Below are 15,499 nucleotides of genomic sequence, written 5' to 3'. Positions count from 1 at the left end.
GCGTTTCTACGCTAGAGTGAGCTTCACAAGATATTGGTCTGTAGCCTCCATCAAAAGAAGCTCAAAGTTCCAGCCTTCTTCTTCGGCGACTTCCCTCAGGGTATATTGGTCCACATAGAGCCACTGAAACCACTCCCCGAGCTGATCTTTGTATTGGTACTGGTATCCTATTTCGCCATAATAGTGGTCTTTGGGGAAAGGCTGTGTTTGATACAAATAGCTGAGATCAGAAGAATCGAAAATCAGGGAGCCGTTCGGTTCCAGCAGTTGCCGTGCGTGTCTTAGAAATGTGTTTAAATTGGAAAGACTGGAACACAGCCCAATACCGTTCATCAGAAGAAGGATGGTATCGAATTTTCCGGTGTTAAATGTGAAAAAGTCCTGATTGACGACTTTTCTTACGCCTCGTTCCTTCATAATAGCACAGGCCGCCGTAGAAATCTCTAAAGCTGTTACATCCATGCCTTTATTTTGCAAAAGCAAAGCATGCGAACCCACGCCAGCTCCAACATCCAGAATTTTCCCTTTACAATATTTTAGAGCAAGCCGTTCTATTTCCGGCATGTCGTCTATATCTCTAAAAAAAATGTCTACCGGCATCTCTTCCGGCTCTCCATAGGTGTTGTAGAGCCACAGAGTCGAAACCGGCTTGTTTTCGAAATAATCTAGCAGTGCCTTACCAAATACGTCCATCCTTGCAAAGAAAGGAAAATCCTTTGAAACTTGATCCTGATTCTGCAAGTGCATAATCTGAGGAAACGATGCGATATTATTCAGGCGTAAATATGGATAGCGAAACGAGCTGTTAAATGCTGAGCTTTAACGTGCAGCATGAGCATATGTGTCACCATGAGGCAGCCAAACCAGAGACAGATGACCAAAATCTACAAATATTACACTGATATTTCATTTTCTCTTATAATTACTTAATAAAACTTATAAATTTGGCGCTTTACTAACACGAGCTATACCATGAAATATAATTTCGGCGCTGGACCCTGTATTTTGCCACAGGAAGTTTTTAAACAAGCATCAGAGGCAGTATTAAATTTTAACAATACCGGACTTTCCATTCTTGAGATTTCCCATCGTGCTCCAGAATTTGAAGCTGTCGTAGATGAAACGTTATCGTTAATAAAAGAGTTGCTGAACGTTCCCGAAGGCTACTCCGTGCTTTTGCTTCAGGGAGGTGCAAGTTTGCAGTTCACTATGGTTCCTATGAACCTTTTGGCGGAAGGACAGACTGCTGCATACCTTGATTCCGGAGCTTGGTCAAGCAAGGCGCTTAAGGAGGCGAAGCTTTTCGGAAACGTCAATGTCGTAGCATCATCTAAAGACGCCAACTATACATTCGTTCCCAAGAATTTTGAGATCCCTGCTGACGCGGCCTACTTCCACTGTACATCAAACAATACGATCTTTGGAACAGAACTTTTCACCTTCCCTAAGACTTCCGTTCCTATCGTGTCTGATATGTCTTCAGACATTTTCAGCCGTGAGATCAATGTAGCTGATTTTGGTGTCATCTACGCTGGTGCTCAGAAAAACATGGGGCCTGCTGGTCTTACCTTGGTCATCGTCAAAGACGAGCTCATGGGTAAATCTGGTCGCAAGCTTCCTTCTATGCTCGATTATAAAGTGCATGCAGATAACAAGTCGCTGTATAACACCCCTGCGGTTTTCTCTATCTACGCTTCGTTGCTAAACTTAAGATGGCTGAAGGCTAAGGGTGGCGTATCGGCCATTGAAAAGGAAAACATCGAAAAGTCTAATGCTCTTTACGCAGAGATTGACCGTAATCCACTATTCAAAGGGCCTTGTAATAAAGAAGACAGATCTCGAATGAATGTTTGTTTTGTAATGGAAAACCCTGAACTTGAAAAGCCGTTCCTTAAGTTCGCACAAGAGCGTGGAATGGTCGGAATCAAGGGGCACCGTAGTGTTGGAGGCTTCAGAGCTTCTATTTACAATGCTCTTCCTCTTTCTTCCGTTCAGGCACTCATTGACACAATGAAAGAGTTCGCAGAAAATAACGCATAGATAAACAAATACAACGTAATGATAAGAATACTTGCAAATGATGGTATAGACGCTGTTGGTAAGAGATTACTTGAAGAAGCTGGCTTTACCGTCGAAACTCAAAATATTCCTCAGGAGCAGCTTCCAGAAGCTTTGAAAAACTTCGACGCCATCACTGTCCGCAGTGCAACTAAAGTTAGAAAGGAGCTGATCGATGCTTGCCCAAATCTGCGCCTGATTGGTCGCGGTGGAGTAGGGATGGATAACATTGATGTGGAATATGCACGTGAAAAAGGCCTTGCGGTGGTAAATACGCCTGCAGCGTCCTCACCCTCTGTTGCAGAATTAGTATTTGCTCACCTCTTTACCGGAATTCGTTTCCTGCACGATTCCAATCGTAAGATGCCTGTGGAAGGCGGTACTAAATTCAATGCACTTAAGAAAGCATATGGTAGCGGTATTGAATTAAAAGGTAAAAAGATCGGTATCATCGGGTTCGGTCGTATAGGAAGGGAAACGGCTAAGATTGCTCTGGGCCTGGGCATGGAAGTTCTTGCATATGACCTGTATGATGTTCCGGCTACTCTTCAGTTAAATTTAACTGGCGGAATCAACGTGGACGTTCCTGTAACGAAAGTTGAGTTTAATGAACTCATCACCGATAGCGATTTCATTAGTCTTCATATTCCGTTTCTTGACAAGCCTATCCTTGGAAAAAACGAATTTGACCGGATGAAAACAGGGGTGGGTATTGTAAATTGTTCTCGTGGCGGTACAATAGACGAGGAGGCTTTGATTCAAGCGTTAGATAACGGTACAGTAGGTTTTGCCGGACTGGACGTATTTGATAATGAACCAACACCTCGTCAGGAGATTTTGACCCATGCGAAGATTTCTCTTACACCTCATATTGGAGCTGCAACTAATGAAGCTCAAGAGCGCATCGGTGTCGAGCTGGCCAGTCTGATTATCGACTTTTTTAAGAAATAGAGGAATTAACACTTTTCCGATACTGAAAAGGCTGCATTCATTTTATGCGGCCTTTTTTATGAACTGTTTTTGGCATTTAGTGTTGTCATCTTTAAGTATCTTGTCAAAGTAAACAATCGACCGATGTCATTAACAAATAAAAAAAACCGTATCGTAATAATAGGCGCTGGAGCAGTTGGTTCTACTACCGCTTATACACTTCTCTTGAGAGAACGCATGGATGAGTTGGTGCTTATTGATGCAAACAAGGAGAAGGCTATTGGAGACGCTTTGGATATGAGTCACGGTCTGCCTTTTCTTGGGAAAGCCGAGATTTGGGCCGGTACGTATGAAGATTGCAAAGGAGCAGATATTATCATTATAACGGCAGGCGCTGCACAGCGGGAGGGAGAATCGCGTATAGATTTATTGAAGCGTAACGTAGCTATATTTGAGAGTATCACCACAGAAGTGCTAAAGTATAACACGGACGGAATTTTACTGATCGCGTCGAACCCGGTCGATGTAATGAGCTATTTTACCTGGAAGAAATCGGGCTGGCCTATAAACAGGATCATCGGATCGGGAACTTTGCTCGACAGTGCACGCTTTCGTTATCTTATTGGCGAGAAGTTGAATATAGACTCCAGAAGTGTACATGCTCACATCATCGGAGAGCATGGGGATTCAGAACTTCCTCTATGGAGTCTGGCAAATGTCGCCGGTTCTGGTCTGTCGCTTTCCGGTCAGGATAAAGAAGAAATTTTTTTAAACACCAGGAACGCAGCTTATCAGATAATCAAAGCTAAAGGAGCCACATTTTATGCGATAGCTTTGGCGCTCGATAGGATCTGCACGGCAATTCTTCATAATGAAGCTTCCGTTTTAAATGTTTCTACCCTGCTTCAGGACTACCATGGTGTATCAGACGTATTTCTGGGTGTTCCCTGTGTTGTTGACAGGAACGGAATCAGAGAAGTGCTCAAGCTGGAGATCAGTGCCGAAGAAAAGAGCTTACTTGAGCAATCAGCAAAAAAATTGAAAGATGTGATTGGCACGGTTAGCATGTAGGGTTTAACGAATGCAGAAAATGAATATTTTACTAAGATCAGCACTTCTACTGCTGGTCTTATTCTCTACGACCAAGTCATCTATTGGTCAACAAAGTTTCAGGAAATTCGCTATAGGTATTGGAGGCGGACTTACGGATTCCCATACAGACAGAAGCCAGTCCGAAGGAGGGTACCTGGCTTCCGGTACATTTGATTATTTTTTCACGCCCTATTTAAACGCGGGGTTAGAGCTGCAGGGAGGTACCATGTCGGGATTTAGCGAGAATACTCAAAGTGGTGAGAGATATGGCTTCGATGGGGAGTTCATCACTCTGCAATTTCGGGGTAAGGTTCATGCCGGTGAATTTTTCGCCCGTCCACGCCGATACAAGCTCGTATCCGATTCTTTCGTTAGCCGGGCTTTGAAAGGACTGTATCTCGGCTCTGGGGGAGGAGTGGTCAGCGTTAAAAGCCGGGCTGGTTCACAAACCAACTACCACAATAAAGAACTCTACCTTCCTGCCATGGCGGGCATTGACCTCTATTTGCGGCAGGATTCGCGCCTATTGCTAAATCTTCATTATCAAACGAATTTTGTATTAGGGGATAAGATAGACGGCGTTGCCGTGCCAGGATCAAAAAATGATGTGTTCAGCTCGCTAACGATTGGCTTCGCATATACATTTGGCAAACTGTCTTACCTTTAACAAATGCCCTTTAAAAGCATTTAGATGACTTCTGCCACCACGAATGTGCTGCCGCCGACCAATACCAGATCTGCTGCCGTTGCGTTCTTCTGAGCGGCTAATAAAGCTTCGCGCACGCTTTTATACGCACTGCCATTAAGTCCCACTTCCAAAGCTTCTTCTCTTAACGAGACAGCAGATTTAGCGCGTTCAATATCCGGTGCGCAGAAATAGTATATTGCTTGATCAGGCAATATACTAAGAACCTTACTAATGTCCTTATCCTTTACCATCCCGATTACAAAGTGAAGCTGTTGATATTGGAGCCGCTTAAGGTTGCTCAGTACTTCCCTGATACCATCCTCGTTGTGTCCGGTATCACATATAGTCCTGGGGTTATGGGAGATAGTCTGCCATCTGCCCATCAGACCTGTAAGTTTAGTAACTTGCCTGAGGCCTGAATAAAGGTGCTGACGGGTGATATTAAAGCCATTATTCCTTATCAGATCAATGGCAGACAACACCGTTTTAACATTCTTTATCTGGTAGGAGCCGGTAAGATCAAGACACAAATGAAAGTTGGGTTCCTCTGTTGAAGCCGAAGGGCTAATTCCGGCAATTCGAAGTTGAAGCAACTCCTCATTAGGTTGCTCCTCCGTATCTACGACCCAATCCTCGGAGGCAAAGCATATGGTAGACTGTTCCAAGGCCGCCTTTTCAAGGAAAACTTGTTTGACCTCGCCCGTAGCTTCGCCAACAACTACCGGTATGCCCGGCTTTATAATTCCAGCCTTTTCACTGGCAATCAGCGGCAGTGTGTCTCCTAAGATAGCCACGTGATCAAAGCCGATATTCGTAATAACAGACAGTATTGGCCTGATGATATTTGTAGAGTCAAGGCGTCCGCCAAGTCCGGTTTCTATAATCGCGATATCAACGTTCTGGCGTGCGAAGAAATCAAAAGCCATGGCCACGGTCACTTCAAAAAACGAGGGATCAACCTCTTCGATCAGCCCCTGCTGTTCCTGAACGAACGACACCACCGTTTCTTCGGGTATCATTTCACCATTTATTCGGATCCTTTCTCGGAAGTCACGGAGGTGGGGGGAAGTATAGAGTCCGGTTTTATAACCCGCCAGTTGAAGTACGGCAGCGAGCATATGAGATACTGAGCCCTTGCCATTCGTGCCTGCAACATGTATTGTTTTAAACAGGTTATGTGGGTTACCCAGCTTCTCACATAGAACCACGGTATTGTGAAGGTCTTTCTTAATGGCCGCAGCACCCTGTCTGGAAAACATGGGCAAGCGTGAATACAAGTATTCAACAGTCTGGGTATAGTCCATTTTTTCTGAGCGTTATCGTAGCGATAGCAGCTACTTCACTTTGAAGTTAAAAACCACAACACCTATCTGAACGTCTGGGGCTGATTCTAGCTGATTCAAACTGGCACCCAGAACAGCTTGCTCACACTTCCTCCAAAGAGCCTGATCTGAAAGGGTAGTACCTTTTACACCGGCTCTGGCAAATACTACTTTTCCGAGTTTATCCACACGGATTTCTACGTGAATACGTCCTGAAAGCTGCCCTTCATCAGTAATTTTCGGCAGGTTCATGAATCTTCTGCTAGCAAGATCTAGTTTGACATTACCAAATCCCGAACCGCCGCTGCCATAGTTGGGAGCAAGAGGATCGCCGTCCACATCACCCTGATTTCCGGGGGTACTGCCCGTACCATCGCCCAGGCCGGAACCTTTGCTCTTTTTGCCCTTATAGAGTGCATTCTGATTCACCACTGGTGCGGCAGGCTTGGTTTCTTTAGCAGTTGATGGAGTGGCCGTTGTCGTCTTTTTAGGAGTCGCCTTGACTACAGGTGCATCTTCGTTCTCCTGGGTAACCACTGTCTTGTCGCTGGTTTCCGCAGCCGGGGCGGTTTCTGGTTGAGATTCCTCAATGACCTTATCCGGGGGGGTGTTATTGGCATTAGGATCCATAGAAGGCTCCTCAATGCTCATGTAATCGTCGCCCATTCCTTCTTCCACAGTACCGTAATTTACAATGATACCGCCGGTGCCGACTTCCTGAGGAGTATTCATTCCGAAGCGCAGAATATAGCATAGGATTAAGAATGCAGCCATTAAAGCCCCTGCAATCATAATGGCCTTCGGATAATTATTTTCTTCCTGGTACTGCATACCTTTACTTTGGTTCTGTTGCTAAAACGAGTTTAATAGCCATTCTGTTAGCGATATCCATAATCTGGACAACGTCCTGAATCGCTACCGTACGGTCTACATATAACACAATAGTCAGCTCGTCGGTCTGCTGCTTCAAAGCCCGAAGTCTAGCCTCAAGTTCCGTAACGGGAACTTGTTGTTTATCCAAAAAATATTCCAGATCCTCTGTTACTGATATAGTAACGGTTTTCTTGGATACAGATTGTCCCGTATCCGATTTCGGAAGCAAGAGTTTAATGACGTTCGGATTGGTCACAGTAGAGGCGATCAGGAAGAACAGCATCAGAAAGAACATGATGTCGTTCATGGCCGACGTGTTCACTTCCGCGGCGGGCCTATTTCTTTTTCTTAAGTTCATGCCTGTTTATCTCCCTGGTTCGTCCAACAGATCAATGAATTCGATAGCATCTGTTTCCATTCTTAATATTACTCTGTCCACCATGATGTTCAGGATATGATAACCCACATATGCCAGGATACCAATCGCAAGACCGGTCGCAGACGTGATCATCTTTTCATACAAACCACCGGCAATAAGACCAATGCTGATATTATCAGCTAATGAAATATTATAAAAGATTCTAATTACACCGAGAATAGTTCCCACGAATCCAAGCATAGGAGCGATACCCGCTACGATTCCAAGAATACTGATATTTTTCTCAAGCTTAGATACTTCCAGCTTTCCGAGATTTTCAATCGCTCCTTCAATTTCTTTAATCGGGCGGCCAATACGTAAAAGCCCTTTCTGAAGCATCCGGCCAAGTGGAGAATTACTATTTCTGCACAGGGCAATCGCAGAATCAAGGTGGCCGGTAAGTACACTCTGCTTAACCTGCGACATCAGGTTAGACTCATTTTTCGAAGCCTTTCTAATCGTGATATATCTCTCGATAAAAATCACCAGTCCGAGGAAGAAAAGAAGCGCCAGAGGAAGCATTACCCAACCACCCTTCAAAAGGAGGTCGAAAAAGCTCAGTTCCTGAACTTCCTGGGCAGCCTGTGCGGCGGCAGTAGCAACGGTGTCGGGGGTAACAGTGTTAAAGGAATCGATTTGTAATAAAAACATGTGTGTTATTTTTTAGCTTTATCGTTTAAGGTTAAGATCCAGGCCTCTTTGTTAAATGTACTTTGCACCCGCCGTTTTTCCATATTTGCAGCTTCATAGGTGGTAAATGAACCCAAACTGATCTTATATTTTGGTTTTCTTTTGTCTTCTATCACCTTGGCATTAATACCGCGGCTTTTCATGAGCTTTACATAAGTCTCCGCTTCCGAAGGGAGAGCGAAGGAGGCCCCTATTACCTCAAAAGACGGTACCGGAGCTGGCACTTCTGGTGAAGCGGCGGTCGTATTTTCTTTGAACGTATCCTGAGCTGCAGGCAGGGGCGCAGTACTATTCTTAGTTACTGGCGCAGTGCCTGTACCAGTCGTTTTTTTCGCTGGCGAATCAACCCTTACTTTATTCCTTTCCGTTATCGGCTTGTCGGCAGACAAGTTAAACATGGAAGGGTTAAACACATATAAAATACCCGCTGTAATGAGCAGAACAATGAATATGATCAACGCTACTTTTCCTGTAGCGGAAGATCCTGAGGACTCCTGTTCCATCTCCGAACTCACCGCTTCATCTACGGCCGCAACACTCAACGGCCGAACACGTGATGAGAAAGTCGGATCATGGACAGCCTGCAAACCAAAATATCCGGGGGATTCATTGTTTGCAATTAGCTGGAGTCCTGAAGGGCTTTTCTTAAGGACGCCGATAGGCTGAAGATCAACTTCGTTGTCAGTCGATAGACCCTGCTGTATACCGTTTATAAACTTATTAATGAAATATCGCGAAGAAGCTTCTGAAATCTTCTTAACCTGACTGATGTATTTAACAAGAACATCATCACCATCCGCCTTCGGTCTGAACCGCACCTTATCGTATGGTGCGTTAAACACACCCAGCGCTTCGTTAAATGACGCCGGAGTACGTTCCTTATAGAAAGTGCCTATATCGGAAAGACATACCTCATCATAATCCCGTAGCAATTCCGATATATATAGCGAAATATTCATTCCCGTAAAATTACACTAAAAAGTCAATCGAGCAAAGATATCAGAACGAATAGTTGATGCCTCCAAGCACGTTCATGCCCAGCTGTGGATAGTATAAAAACCTTTGATATTTATTACCAACGATATTGTTAACTCTTAAGAAGATACCCACTTTCTCCTGGTAGAGGTATTCCGCGCCGGCGCTTACGTCCGCATAGCTCTTAACCTTTACAATGCTCGGTGTCGGAGTAGACAAGAATGCAGATGTAGCATCATTGAATACGAGCTCCCCGTCAAGCGTCAATTCTTTACTGATCTTCACACGGGCATTAGTAAAGAGCTTAAAGTCCGGTTTAAACCAGGCTTTCTCCTGCACATCCATGTTATAGTTATTGATGGATACACGTCCCAGCCAGCTAAATGCTTCAGAAACCTTCACATTGATTTCTCCCTCAAGCCCCGTAACATTTGCATCATCATAAATCACGTCAAAACGCTCAGGGTTAACAGGATTATTGATGAACAGCGGCATATTTTCAAGTTTCTTGTAAGATAGTGTAGCCTTATAGCCGAATCCAGAACCGGCATTTCCTTTTATACCACCGTAAAAGTTAGCAGACTCATTGATGTTGCGGATATTGATATTCCTGTTCAGATAAGGGTTCTCATTCGAGAAATCTCTCAGCGTAGACTTATTTACATCACCTGTAAATCCGGCGAAAATAGTGGCAAACTCAGGCACAATAGGCATTTCAGCCGTAATAGCAGGGTAGAGGTTGAAGCCCGAATTCGTGCCAAACTCCTGCACCAGATTTGCACCAAGGGTCAGCTTAAAATTAGCTCCCTGTAGCTTGATGTAGGGATTAGCTCTGAAAATATGATTGCCGAGCGATACAGAATCTTTCGTCTGCGTGAAATCCAGAGAAGTGTTCACACCGACGTTGAACTTATCCCATACTTTGTTCACAAAACCGCTTAACACAAAAGCATTCTCTTTCGCATTGAACTTGTCAGAAAGAAAATACGCATCTGCTTTTAGTGCATAATCAATCTCGTCCTCTTCGCGGTAGTTCTTTAACATTTCACCTTTCAGAGTGAAGGTGTTATAGCGCTGTTTTTCCGGATCAGCGCTGAACTGCTGGTCAGTAAGCGGATCAACACCGTAGAACGAAGTACCGAACTTATCAAATCCCAGTTCTCCAAATAGTGATACTTTCTCCTGGATACTCTTGCCAAATATACCTGCATTCTGACGGGAAAATTTCTGCCCCTCGTAGTCGCCCTTCTGATTCAGGTGTTTCAGGAAGAAACCGGCTTGTAAGGCCTCGTCACTCCCGGTATTTAAATAGAGCTCTGCTAAACCGGTACTGAAGTTGCCCAGTCCGAACTTGGCGTAGTTGTTCTTCAGTGGCGGGCGGTCCCCCTGAACGACTTCCTGTGCCTGCAATTGCCTGATATCGCTGTTGATTTCAAGTTTTTTATCAAATATGGAATACGTCAGCGGACGTCTGTAAACGCTGTTGCTGTTCAAGTCCGGACTTCTTCTTATTTTGGCAGCATCTGCCAGAACAGGTTTGTAAGGTCGTTCAACGACGATCTCTTCAGTTAATGAACTTTTTGCAGGTTCAGCTTTCTTCGGATCTTCAGGTGTTTGTGCATAAGAAACCGATGAGATCAAAAGTGCGCAGATTGCTGTTGTATATGGAATATGATTCAGTTTCATTCTAGCCTATTTGTTCTTAGTATTCAGTTGTTCTAGCTTTGACTTCGCTGTTGGTAACACGTCATCCTTGCCTTCATAATTATCCAGGACACTCTGTAGCGTAGCTTTTGCCTGGAAGTTGTCTTTAAGAGCAACGTAGTTGTCGGCCAGCAATATATATGCTTTGGCAACCCAATAGTCTTGTGACTCCATTCGCTTTACCAGATCAAGAATGTTCTTCTGGGATGTCTTATAATCCTTCTTCAGGTACTGAACGTTGGCAACAGTGTAAAGCGCCTCAGCACCGATAGCGGTAGTGGTTTGGGCAGCTACTGCTGTTAGTTCCTTCACCGCTGTGGTGGTATCTCCCTTCATCAGATAAGCTTTTCCGCCATATAAACCAGCTCTGTTTTTGTCATCTTCAGATGAACGGTCAAATAACCTGACAAGCTTTACATACTTAAGGACGTCATCAGGCATATTCATGTTACTGTAAGCTTGCATGAGGTTGTTCACAGCAAAGCTGTAGTTCGCTTTATACTCTGAGGTTGTTTCCAGCTTCTTCAAGTATACAACGGCTTCATTATACTTCTTTTGATTAAGATAAAGTCTGGATATGCTGATCAGCGCACGCTCCGTGTAATCACTCGTCCAGTCATTCAGAATAAAGGTATAGTCTGGAATAGCCTCATCCGGACGGTTCAGTTTAACCAGGCTTTCCGCACGGATAAACTTCGCATGTTTTTCATAGATCGGTTTAGGAAACTTGTCAAAGTACGCATTGATCGCATCGTAAGCACCCTGCGAATCACCCTTTAAAAACAGGTTGTTAGCCGCCTGGAAGGTGATGTTGTCTTGTTCAGACGTCGATAAATTGCCAATGCTGGTTGTGTTAGCATAGGCGAGGAAGCCATTCGCGTCTGCCTTATCCAGATAGATATTTTTAATCGATTCCAAGGCCAGCTTCGCCTCATCGGTTGTTGAATAATCCTGCACAACGCGTTGGAAGGTCGTCAGAGCAGCATCATTCTCATCATTGTTATACTGTACCAGCCCGATCGTAACCAATGCTCTTGGTACATAGCTGCTTCTCGGATATTTCTCGATAAGCGACAGAAGATCCGTCTTCGACTTCTCATTATCGCCTTTAACAAAGTAGGTATAGGCAATCTCAAATCCCGCGTCATCAGAATAATTCGAGTTCGGGAACTTACTGAGGAGCGACTCATGGGTTGCTATCTTCACGTCATTCTGACCTTGAAGGCCCTGGATCATCCCTTTTTGGAATAGGGCATAGTCTTCGCCCGGACTGTTCCACGCAATGATCTTATTGTACTGCTGCATTGCCGCATCATAGCTTTTCAACACAAAGTAAGAATCCGCAAGTCTCAGTGTAGCGTCTACAATCGTGTTTTGGTCCTTGTCGTTTCCATTTAGAAAGCGCTGGAAGTAGTTAGAAGCCTTGCTATAGCTTTCATGCTGAAACGCCGAATACCCCAATGCATAGTTCGCATAATTGTAGACGTCTGTTTTCTTTGCAGCCGACATGGCCAGGAACTTTTCAAACTGAGCAACAGACTCGCCATACTTACGAACTTCAAACATCGCCTCTGCAAGCCAGTAGGTCGCAAGTGCCGTAATTTCCGGATCGATGGGGTTGTTCTGAGAACGCATGAACATCGAAATGCTATTTTCAAAGGCACGCTCGTTATAGAACTCCAGTCCGCGGAAATAAGTAACCCTCTGGTAAACCATCTGAGACTCTTCATTTTTGTTCTGAATCGTTTCAAGAATGTTTACCGCTTCTTTAAAGTTCCGGGTTGAAAGAAGTACTTCTCCCAGAAGAGTTTTTGCTTCATTGATTCGGGTAGAACGAGGGTAAGTCTTAATGAATTCCTGAACGGCATCCAATGCCACCGTATGAAATTCGAGCTCCTGCGAAAGCTTCGCGTAGTTTAACAAACCTTCTTCTTTCAGTTTTGGGTCGAAATCCAGACGTGAGGCTCGGAAAAACGCATTCCGGGCACTCTGCTTATTGTTTGTTTTAATCAGTGCATTTCCCAGCACGATCATACCATTCTGATAATGAACGTCGGGCGTACTCATTTTCTCCAGCTCTGTTATAGCCTTTTGATATTCCTTCTGCTGTACATAGATATAACCGAGCTGGTAATTGTCCTGATTGTTTTGCGTCTTGCCCTGATCAAGGTTCTGAAACTTCAAATAATAGTTAAGAGACGACTTGAAGTCTGACTTTGCGAAATAGGTGGCCGCCACAATACGGTACATTTCTGCCTTGTACTGCTGGTCAATCGTTTCGATAGCGGGAATGGTATAGGCTAGCACCTCGTCATAACGCTTGTCAAGGAAGTACAAGGCCGATATATAATACGGATAGCTCGCCTGATAGCGGGTGGAATTTTTCAGGCGTTCAAATTCTCTGAGAGCTGTCTGATAGTCGGCGCTCAGATAATTCAGATAAGCGTAGTAATAGATTGACGATTCAGCATATTCACTCTTACCGTCTTTAAGCTCTGCAAACAGGGGCTCTGCAGCGTTATAATTCTTCCCAACAAAATAGGAATAACCTAATTTAAAGCGATATTCATCAGCCTCTCTGCCGGCGAGGTTTCCAGCTTCGGTTTTGCTGAACCACTCGACAGCTTTTTCGTAATTTTTACGATCAAAATATGACTTTCCGATCTGGAAGTATGCCGATTTGGTATTTGCGCTGGCCGGATTTTCTTTGATGAAGTTTAAAAACAGACTTTCAGCATTGTCGTTACCCAGTTCGAGAGCACAAACCGCCTGATAGAACTGGGCGTTTTCTTTCAGAAGTGAAATCTGCTCATTTTCAGGAAGAGCTTGTGAAGAGGGGCTAAGGCGGGATTGCTCAACGCGACTGAACTGTTCACTTGCAGCCACATATTTCTTTTTCTCAAAAAGCTCTAATCCACTTTTGTAAGCCTGGTTAATATTAAACCATTCCGATTGCTGGGCTTCTGCTAAATGAAAAAAGCATACAAATGACGTAGCAAGTATATATTTTCTAAGCATATCAAATTTTAAAATCGCTAAATAACAAGTTATAAACCACAGTTGCGCACAATAGATGTTAACAAATGTGGAAATCTGCCAAAATTAACGTTTAAGCAGCGAATAGTAGTATATATTTAAGAAAAGTATTTTCCCGGAAATTGGTAACCTTTAATAACCAGTTCATTTTAAGGCTTTTGCCCTGCCAGCAAGTACAAAACTGCCATACGAATAGCCACTCCGTTTTCAACCTGATCAAGGATAATAGACTGTTTGCTATCCGCCACATCACTGGTTATTTCAACGCCCCTGTTAATCGGCCCAGGGTGCATGATCACAATCTCCTTATCGAGAGAGTCCAGGATCTGCTTATTGACCCCGTACATCATGGAGTATTCCCTTAATGAAGGGAAGTATTTGATGTCCTGCCTTTCCATCTGAATGCGAAGCATGTTGGCTACATCACACCAGTTCAGGGCTTTCATTAAATCAAATTCCACTTTAACGCCGAGACTTTTTATGTACTTTGGGATCAGTGTTGTCGGCCCGCAAACCATAACCTCGGCACCCAGCATCTGCAGACATAAAATATTCGATAAAGCAACACGAGAATGAAGAATATCGCCTATGATGGCGACCTTCTTTCCGGCCACATCACCAAACTTCTCACGTATAGAAAAAGCATCCAGCAGTGCCTGGGTAGGGTGTTCATGGGCGCCGTCTCCGGCATTTACAATCTGTGCATTCACCTTTTTGCTCAGAAATATTCCGGCTCCGGGGTATGGATGACGCATGACGATCATGTCGACTTTCATGGCCAGGATATTGTTTACTGTGTCAATGAGCGTTTCACCTTTGCTTACCGAAGATGATGATGCCGCAAAGTTGACCGTGTCTGCAGACAGTCTTTTCTGAGCGAGCTCAAAGGAGAGACGCGTGCGGGTAGAATTTTCAAAAAAGACATTGGCTATAGTGACATCCCGGAGTGACGGCACCTTTTTAATAGGCCTGTTTAAAACATCTTTAAAGGTATCAGCGGTTTCAAATATCAGCTGGATATCGCGCTCATTCAGATCTTTAATCCCCAGAAGATGTTTTGTACTTAAGCCCTTATAATTGTCTGCCATGGATATGGTATGTTTTATCTGAATTGTACTTAAAAAATCATTAGTCTTTATCAGACAGGAGGATAATGGTGTCTTCCTGATCTGTCTCTTTCCAGGAAACGATCACTCGCTGAGAGTTTATCGAGTCTACCTGAATCCCGATATAGTCAGGTTCTATAGGCAGATCGCGCGAAAACCGCCGGTCTACGAGCACAAGCAGCTCCACTTTTTTAGGCCGTCCAAACGCCAGCATGGCATCCATAGCCGAGCGTATAGTACGTCCCGTCCATAGCACGTCGTCTACGAGGATAACCTTCTTTCCTTCAATAATAAAATCAATACTGGTGGCATTAGGCAGGAGCGGAGCTTCTCTTCTGCGGAAATCGTCGCGGAAGAACGTGATATCCAGGTTCCCGTTCAGAATATTTGCCTGAGGAAGGATCTGCTGCAATTCGTAAGCAATCCTGTTCGCCAGATAAATGCCCCGGGGTTGAATTCCAAGAATCACGGAATCTGAAAAGTCGTCATGATTTTCAATCAGCTGATGACACAGCCGCTTAATCGTAATCTGGAACTTTTGGCCGTCAAGCAGAGTTAGATTTTGCATGTTTTGATTTGGGCAAAAATAAAAAAAATAAACTATACT

The 15,499-nt window shown here is 44.2% G+C and carries 14 protein-coding genes; 4 read left to right on the top strand and 10 right to left on the bottom strand.

Annotation, left to right across the window (positions count from 1 at the left end; genetic code table 11):
* Positions 1-6: 6 nt before the first annotated feature.
* Positions 7-747: a class I SAM-dependent methyltransferase gene (locus ACKI5J_RS17755; protein ID WP_407430897.1), complete on the bottom strand. Its 741-nt coding sequence runs from the start codon at positions 745-747 to the stop codon at positions 7-9.
* Between the two features lie 225 nt (positions 748-972).
* Between ACKI5J_RS17755 and serC the strand changes: the two genes are divergently transcribed.
* The 4 genes from serC (at position 973) to ACKI5J_RS17735 (ending at position 4,747) form a co-directional block, all read left to right on the top strand.
* On the top strand, positions 973-2,040 hold the full coding sequence (gene serC, locus ACKI5J_RS17750) for a 3-phosphoserine/phosphohydroxythreonine transaminase (protein ID WP_407430895.1): 1,068 nt from the start codon (positions 973-975) through the stop codon (positions 2,038-2,040).
* Between the two features lie 18 nt (positions 2,041-2,058).
* Positions 2,059-3,009, top strand: a complete 951-nt coding sequence (locus ACKI5J_RS17745; RefSeq protein ID WP_407430893.1) for a D-2-hydroxyacid dehydrogenase — start codon at positions 2,059-2,061, stop codon at positions 3,007-3,009.
* A 123-nt stretch (positions 3,010-3,132) separates the two neighbouring features.
* Positions 3,133-4,059 carry an L-lactate dehydrogenase gene (locus ACKI5J_RS17740; RefSeq protein WP_407430891.1) on the top strand — a complete coding sequence of 309 codons (927 nt, stop codon included), beginning with the start codon at positions 3,133-3,135 and terminating at the stop codon, positions 4,057-4,059.
* Positions 4,060-4,078: 19 nt separating this feature from the next.
* Positions 4,079-4,747, top strand: a complete 669-nt coding sequence (locus ACKI5J_RS17735; RefSeq protein WP_407430889.1) for a hypothetical protein — start codon at positions 4,079-4,081, stop codon at positions 4,745-4,747.
* A 20-nt stretch (positions 4,748-4,767) separates the two neighbouring features.
* Here the strand turns inward: ACKI5J_RS17735 and ACKI5J_RS17730 are convergent, their stop codons facing one another.
* From ACKI5J_RS17730 to pyrR, 9 genes are all read right to left on the bottom strand, one after another.
* Positions 4,768-6,072: a bifunctional folylpolyglutamate synthase/dihydrofolate synthase gene (locus ACKI5J_RS17730; protein ID WP_407430887.1), complete on the bottom strand. Its 1,305-nt coding sequence runs from the start codon at positions 6,070-6,072 to the stop codon at positions 4,768-4,770.
* Between the two features lie 30 nt (positions 6,073-6,102).
* Complete coding sequence (locus ACKI5J_RS17725) at positions 6,103-6,921, bottom strand: energy transducer TonB (protein WP_407430885.1); 819 nt, start codon at positions 6,919-6,921, stop codon at positions 6,103-6,105.
* 4 nt (positions 6,922-6,925) lie between these two features.
* Positions 6,926-7,321 carry an ExbD/TolR family protein gene (locus ACKI5J_RS17720; protein ID WP_407430883.1) on the bottom strand — a complete coding sequence of 132 codons (396 nt, stop codon included), beginning with the start codon at positions 7,319-7,321 and terminating at the stop codon, positions 6,926-6,928.
* A 6-nt stretch (positions 7,322-7,327) separates the two neighbouring features.
* Complete coding sequence (locus ACKI5J_RS17715) at positions 7,328-8,032, bottom strand: MotA/TolQ/ExbB proton channel family protein (protein WP_407430881.1); 705 nt, start codon at positions 8,030-8,032, stop codon at positions 7,328-7,330.
* A 5-nt stretch (positions 8,033-8,037) separates the two neighbouring features.
* Positions 8,038-9,030 carry an SPOR domain-containing protein gene (locus tag ACKI5J_RS17710; RefSeq protein ID WP_407430879.1) on the bottom strand — a complete coding sequence of 331 codons (993 nt, stop codon included), beginning with the start codon at positions 9,028-9,030 and terminating at the stop codon, positions 8,038-8,040.
* Positions 9,031-9,070: 40 nt separating this feature from the next.
* A complete protein-coding gene (locus ACKI5J_RS17705) occupies positions 9,071-10,732 on the bottom strand; it encodes a hypothetical protein (protein WP_407430877.1) in 1,662 nt (553 codons plus the stop codon).
* Between the two features lie 6 nt (positions 10,733-10,738).
* Positions 10,739-13,768, bottom strand: coding sequence for a tetratricopeptide repeat protein (locus tag ACKI5J_RS17700; protein ID WP_407430875.1), 3,030 nt, complete (start codon positions 13,766-13,768; stop codon positions 10,739-10,741).
* A gap of 167 nt (positions 13,769-13,935) precedes the next feature.
* The gene (locus ACKI5J_RS17695) at positions 13,936-14,874 is read right to left on the bottom strand and encodes an aspartate carbamoyltransferase catalytic subunit (RefSeq protein WP_407430873.1); all 939 of its coding nucleotides are present in this window, start codon (positions 14,872-14,874) and stop codon (positions 13,936-13,938) included.
* Positions 14,875-14,914: 40 nt separating this feature from the next.
* The gene (gene pyrR / locus ACKI5J_RS17690) at positions 14,915-15,460 is read right to left on the bottom strand and encodes a bifunctional pyr operon transcriptional regulator/uracil phosphoribosyltransferase PyrR (RefSeq protein ID WP_407430872.1); all 546 of its coding nucleotides are present in this window, start codon (positions 15,458-15,460) and stop codon (positions 14,915-14,917) included.
* Positions 15,461-15,499 lie beyond the last annotated feature (39 nt).

Source organism: Arcticibacter sp. (genome assembly GCF_045629565.1).
GTDB lineage: Bacteria > Bacteroidota > Bacteroidia > Sphingobacteriales > Sphingobacteriaceae > Arcticibacter.
This window is presented reverse-complemented; position numbering and strand designations above follow the sequence as displayed.

Excerpts from the sequence above, each read along its gene's own strand:
- ACKI5J_RS17755 (WP_407430897.1), bottom strand. The coding sequence starts at position 747 with ATGCACTTGCAGAATCAGGATCAAGTTTCAAAGGATTTTCCTTTCTTT.
- serC (WP_407430895.1), top strand. The coding sequence starts at position 973 with ATGAAATATAATTTCGGCGCTGGACCCTGTATTTTGCCACAGGAAGTT.
- ACKI5J_RS17745 (WP_407430893.1), top strand. The coding sequence starts at position 2,059 with ATGATAAGAATACTTGCAAATGATGGTATAGACGCTGTTGGTAAGAGA.
- ACKI5J_RS17740 (WP_407430891.1), top strand. The coding sequence starts at position 3,133 with ATGTCATTAACAAATAAAAAAAACCGTATCGTAATAATAGGCGCTGGA.
- ACKI5J_RS17735 (WP_407430889.1), top strand. The coding sequence starts at position 4,079 with ATGAATATTTTACTAAGATCAGCACTTCTACTGCTGGTCTTATTCTCT.
- ACKI5J_RS17730 (WP_407430887.1), bottom strand. The coding sequence starts at position 6,072 with ATGGACTATACCCAGACTGTTGAATACTTGTATTCACGCTTGCCCATG.
- ACKI5J_RS17725 (WP_407430885.1), bottom strand. The coding sequence starts at position 6,921 with ATGCAGTACCAGGAAGAAAATAATTATCCGAAGGCCATTATGATTGCA.
- ACKI5J_RS17720 (WP_407430883.1), bottom strand. The coding sequence starts at position 7,321 with ATGAACTTAAGAAAAAGAAATAGGCCCGCCGCGGAAGTGAACACGTCG.
- ACKI5J_RS17715 (WP_407430881.1), bottom strand. The coding sequence starts at position 8,032 with ATGTTTTTATTACAAATCGATTCCTTTAACACTGTTACCCCCGACACC.
- ACKI5J_RS17710 (WP_407430879.1), bottom strand. The coding sequence starts at position 9,030 with ATGAATATTTCGCTATATATATCGGAATTGCTACGGGATTATGATGAG.
- ACKI5J_RS17705 (WP_407430877.1), bottom strand. The coding sequence starts at position 10,732 with ATGAAACTGAATCATATTCCATATACAACAGCAATCTGCGCACTTTTG.
- ACKI5J_RS17700 (WP_407430875.1), bottom strand. The coding sequence starts at position 13,768 with ATGCTTAGAAAATATATACTTGCTACGTCATTTGTATGCTTTTTTCAT.
- ACKI5J_RS17695 (WP_407430873.1), bottom strand. The coding sequence starts at position 14,874 with ATGGCAGACAATTATAAGGGCTTAAGTACAAAACATCTTCTGGGGATT.
- pyrR (WP_407430872.1), bottom strand. The coding sequence starts at position 15,460 with ATGCAAAATCTAACTCTGCTTGACGGCCAAAAGTTCCAGATTACGATT.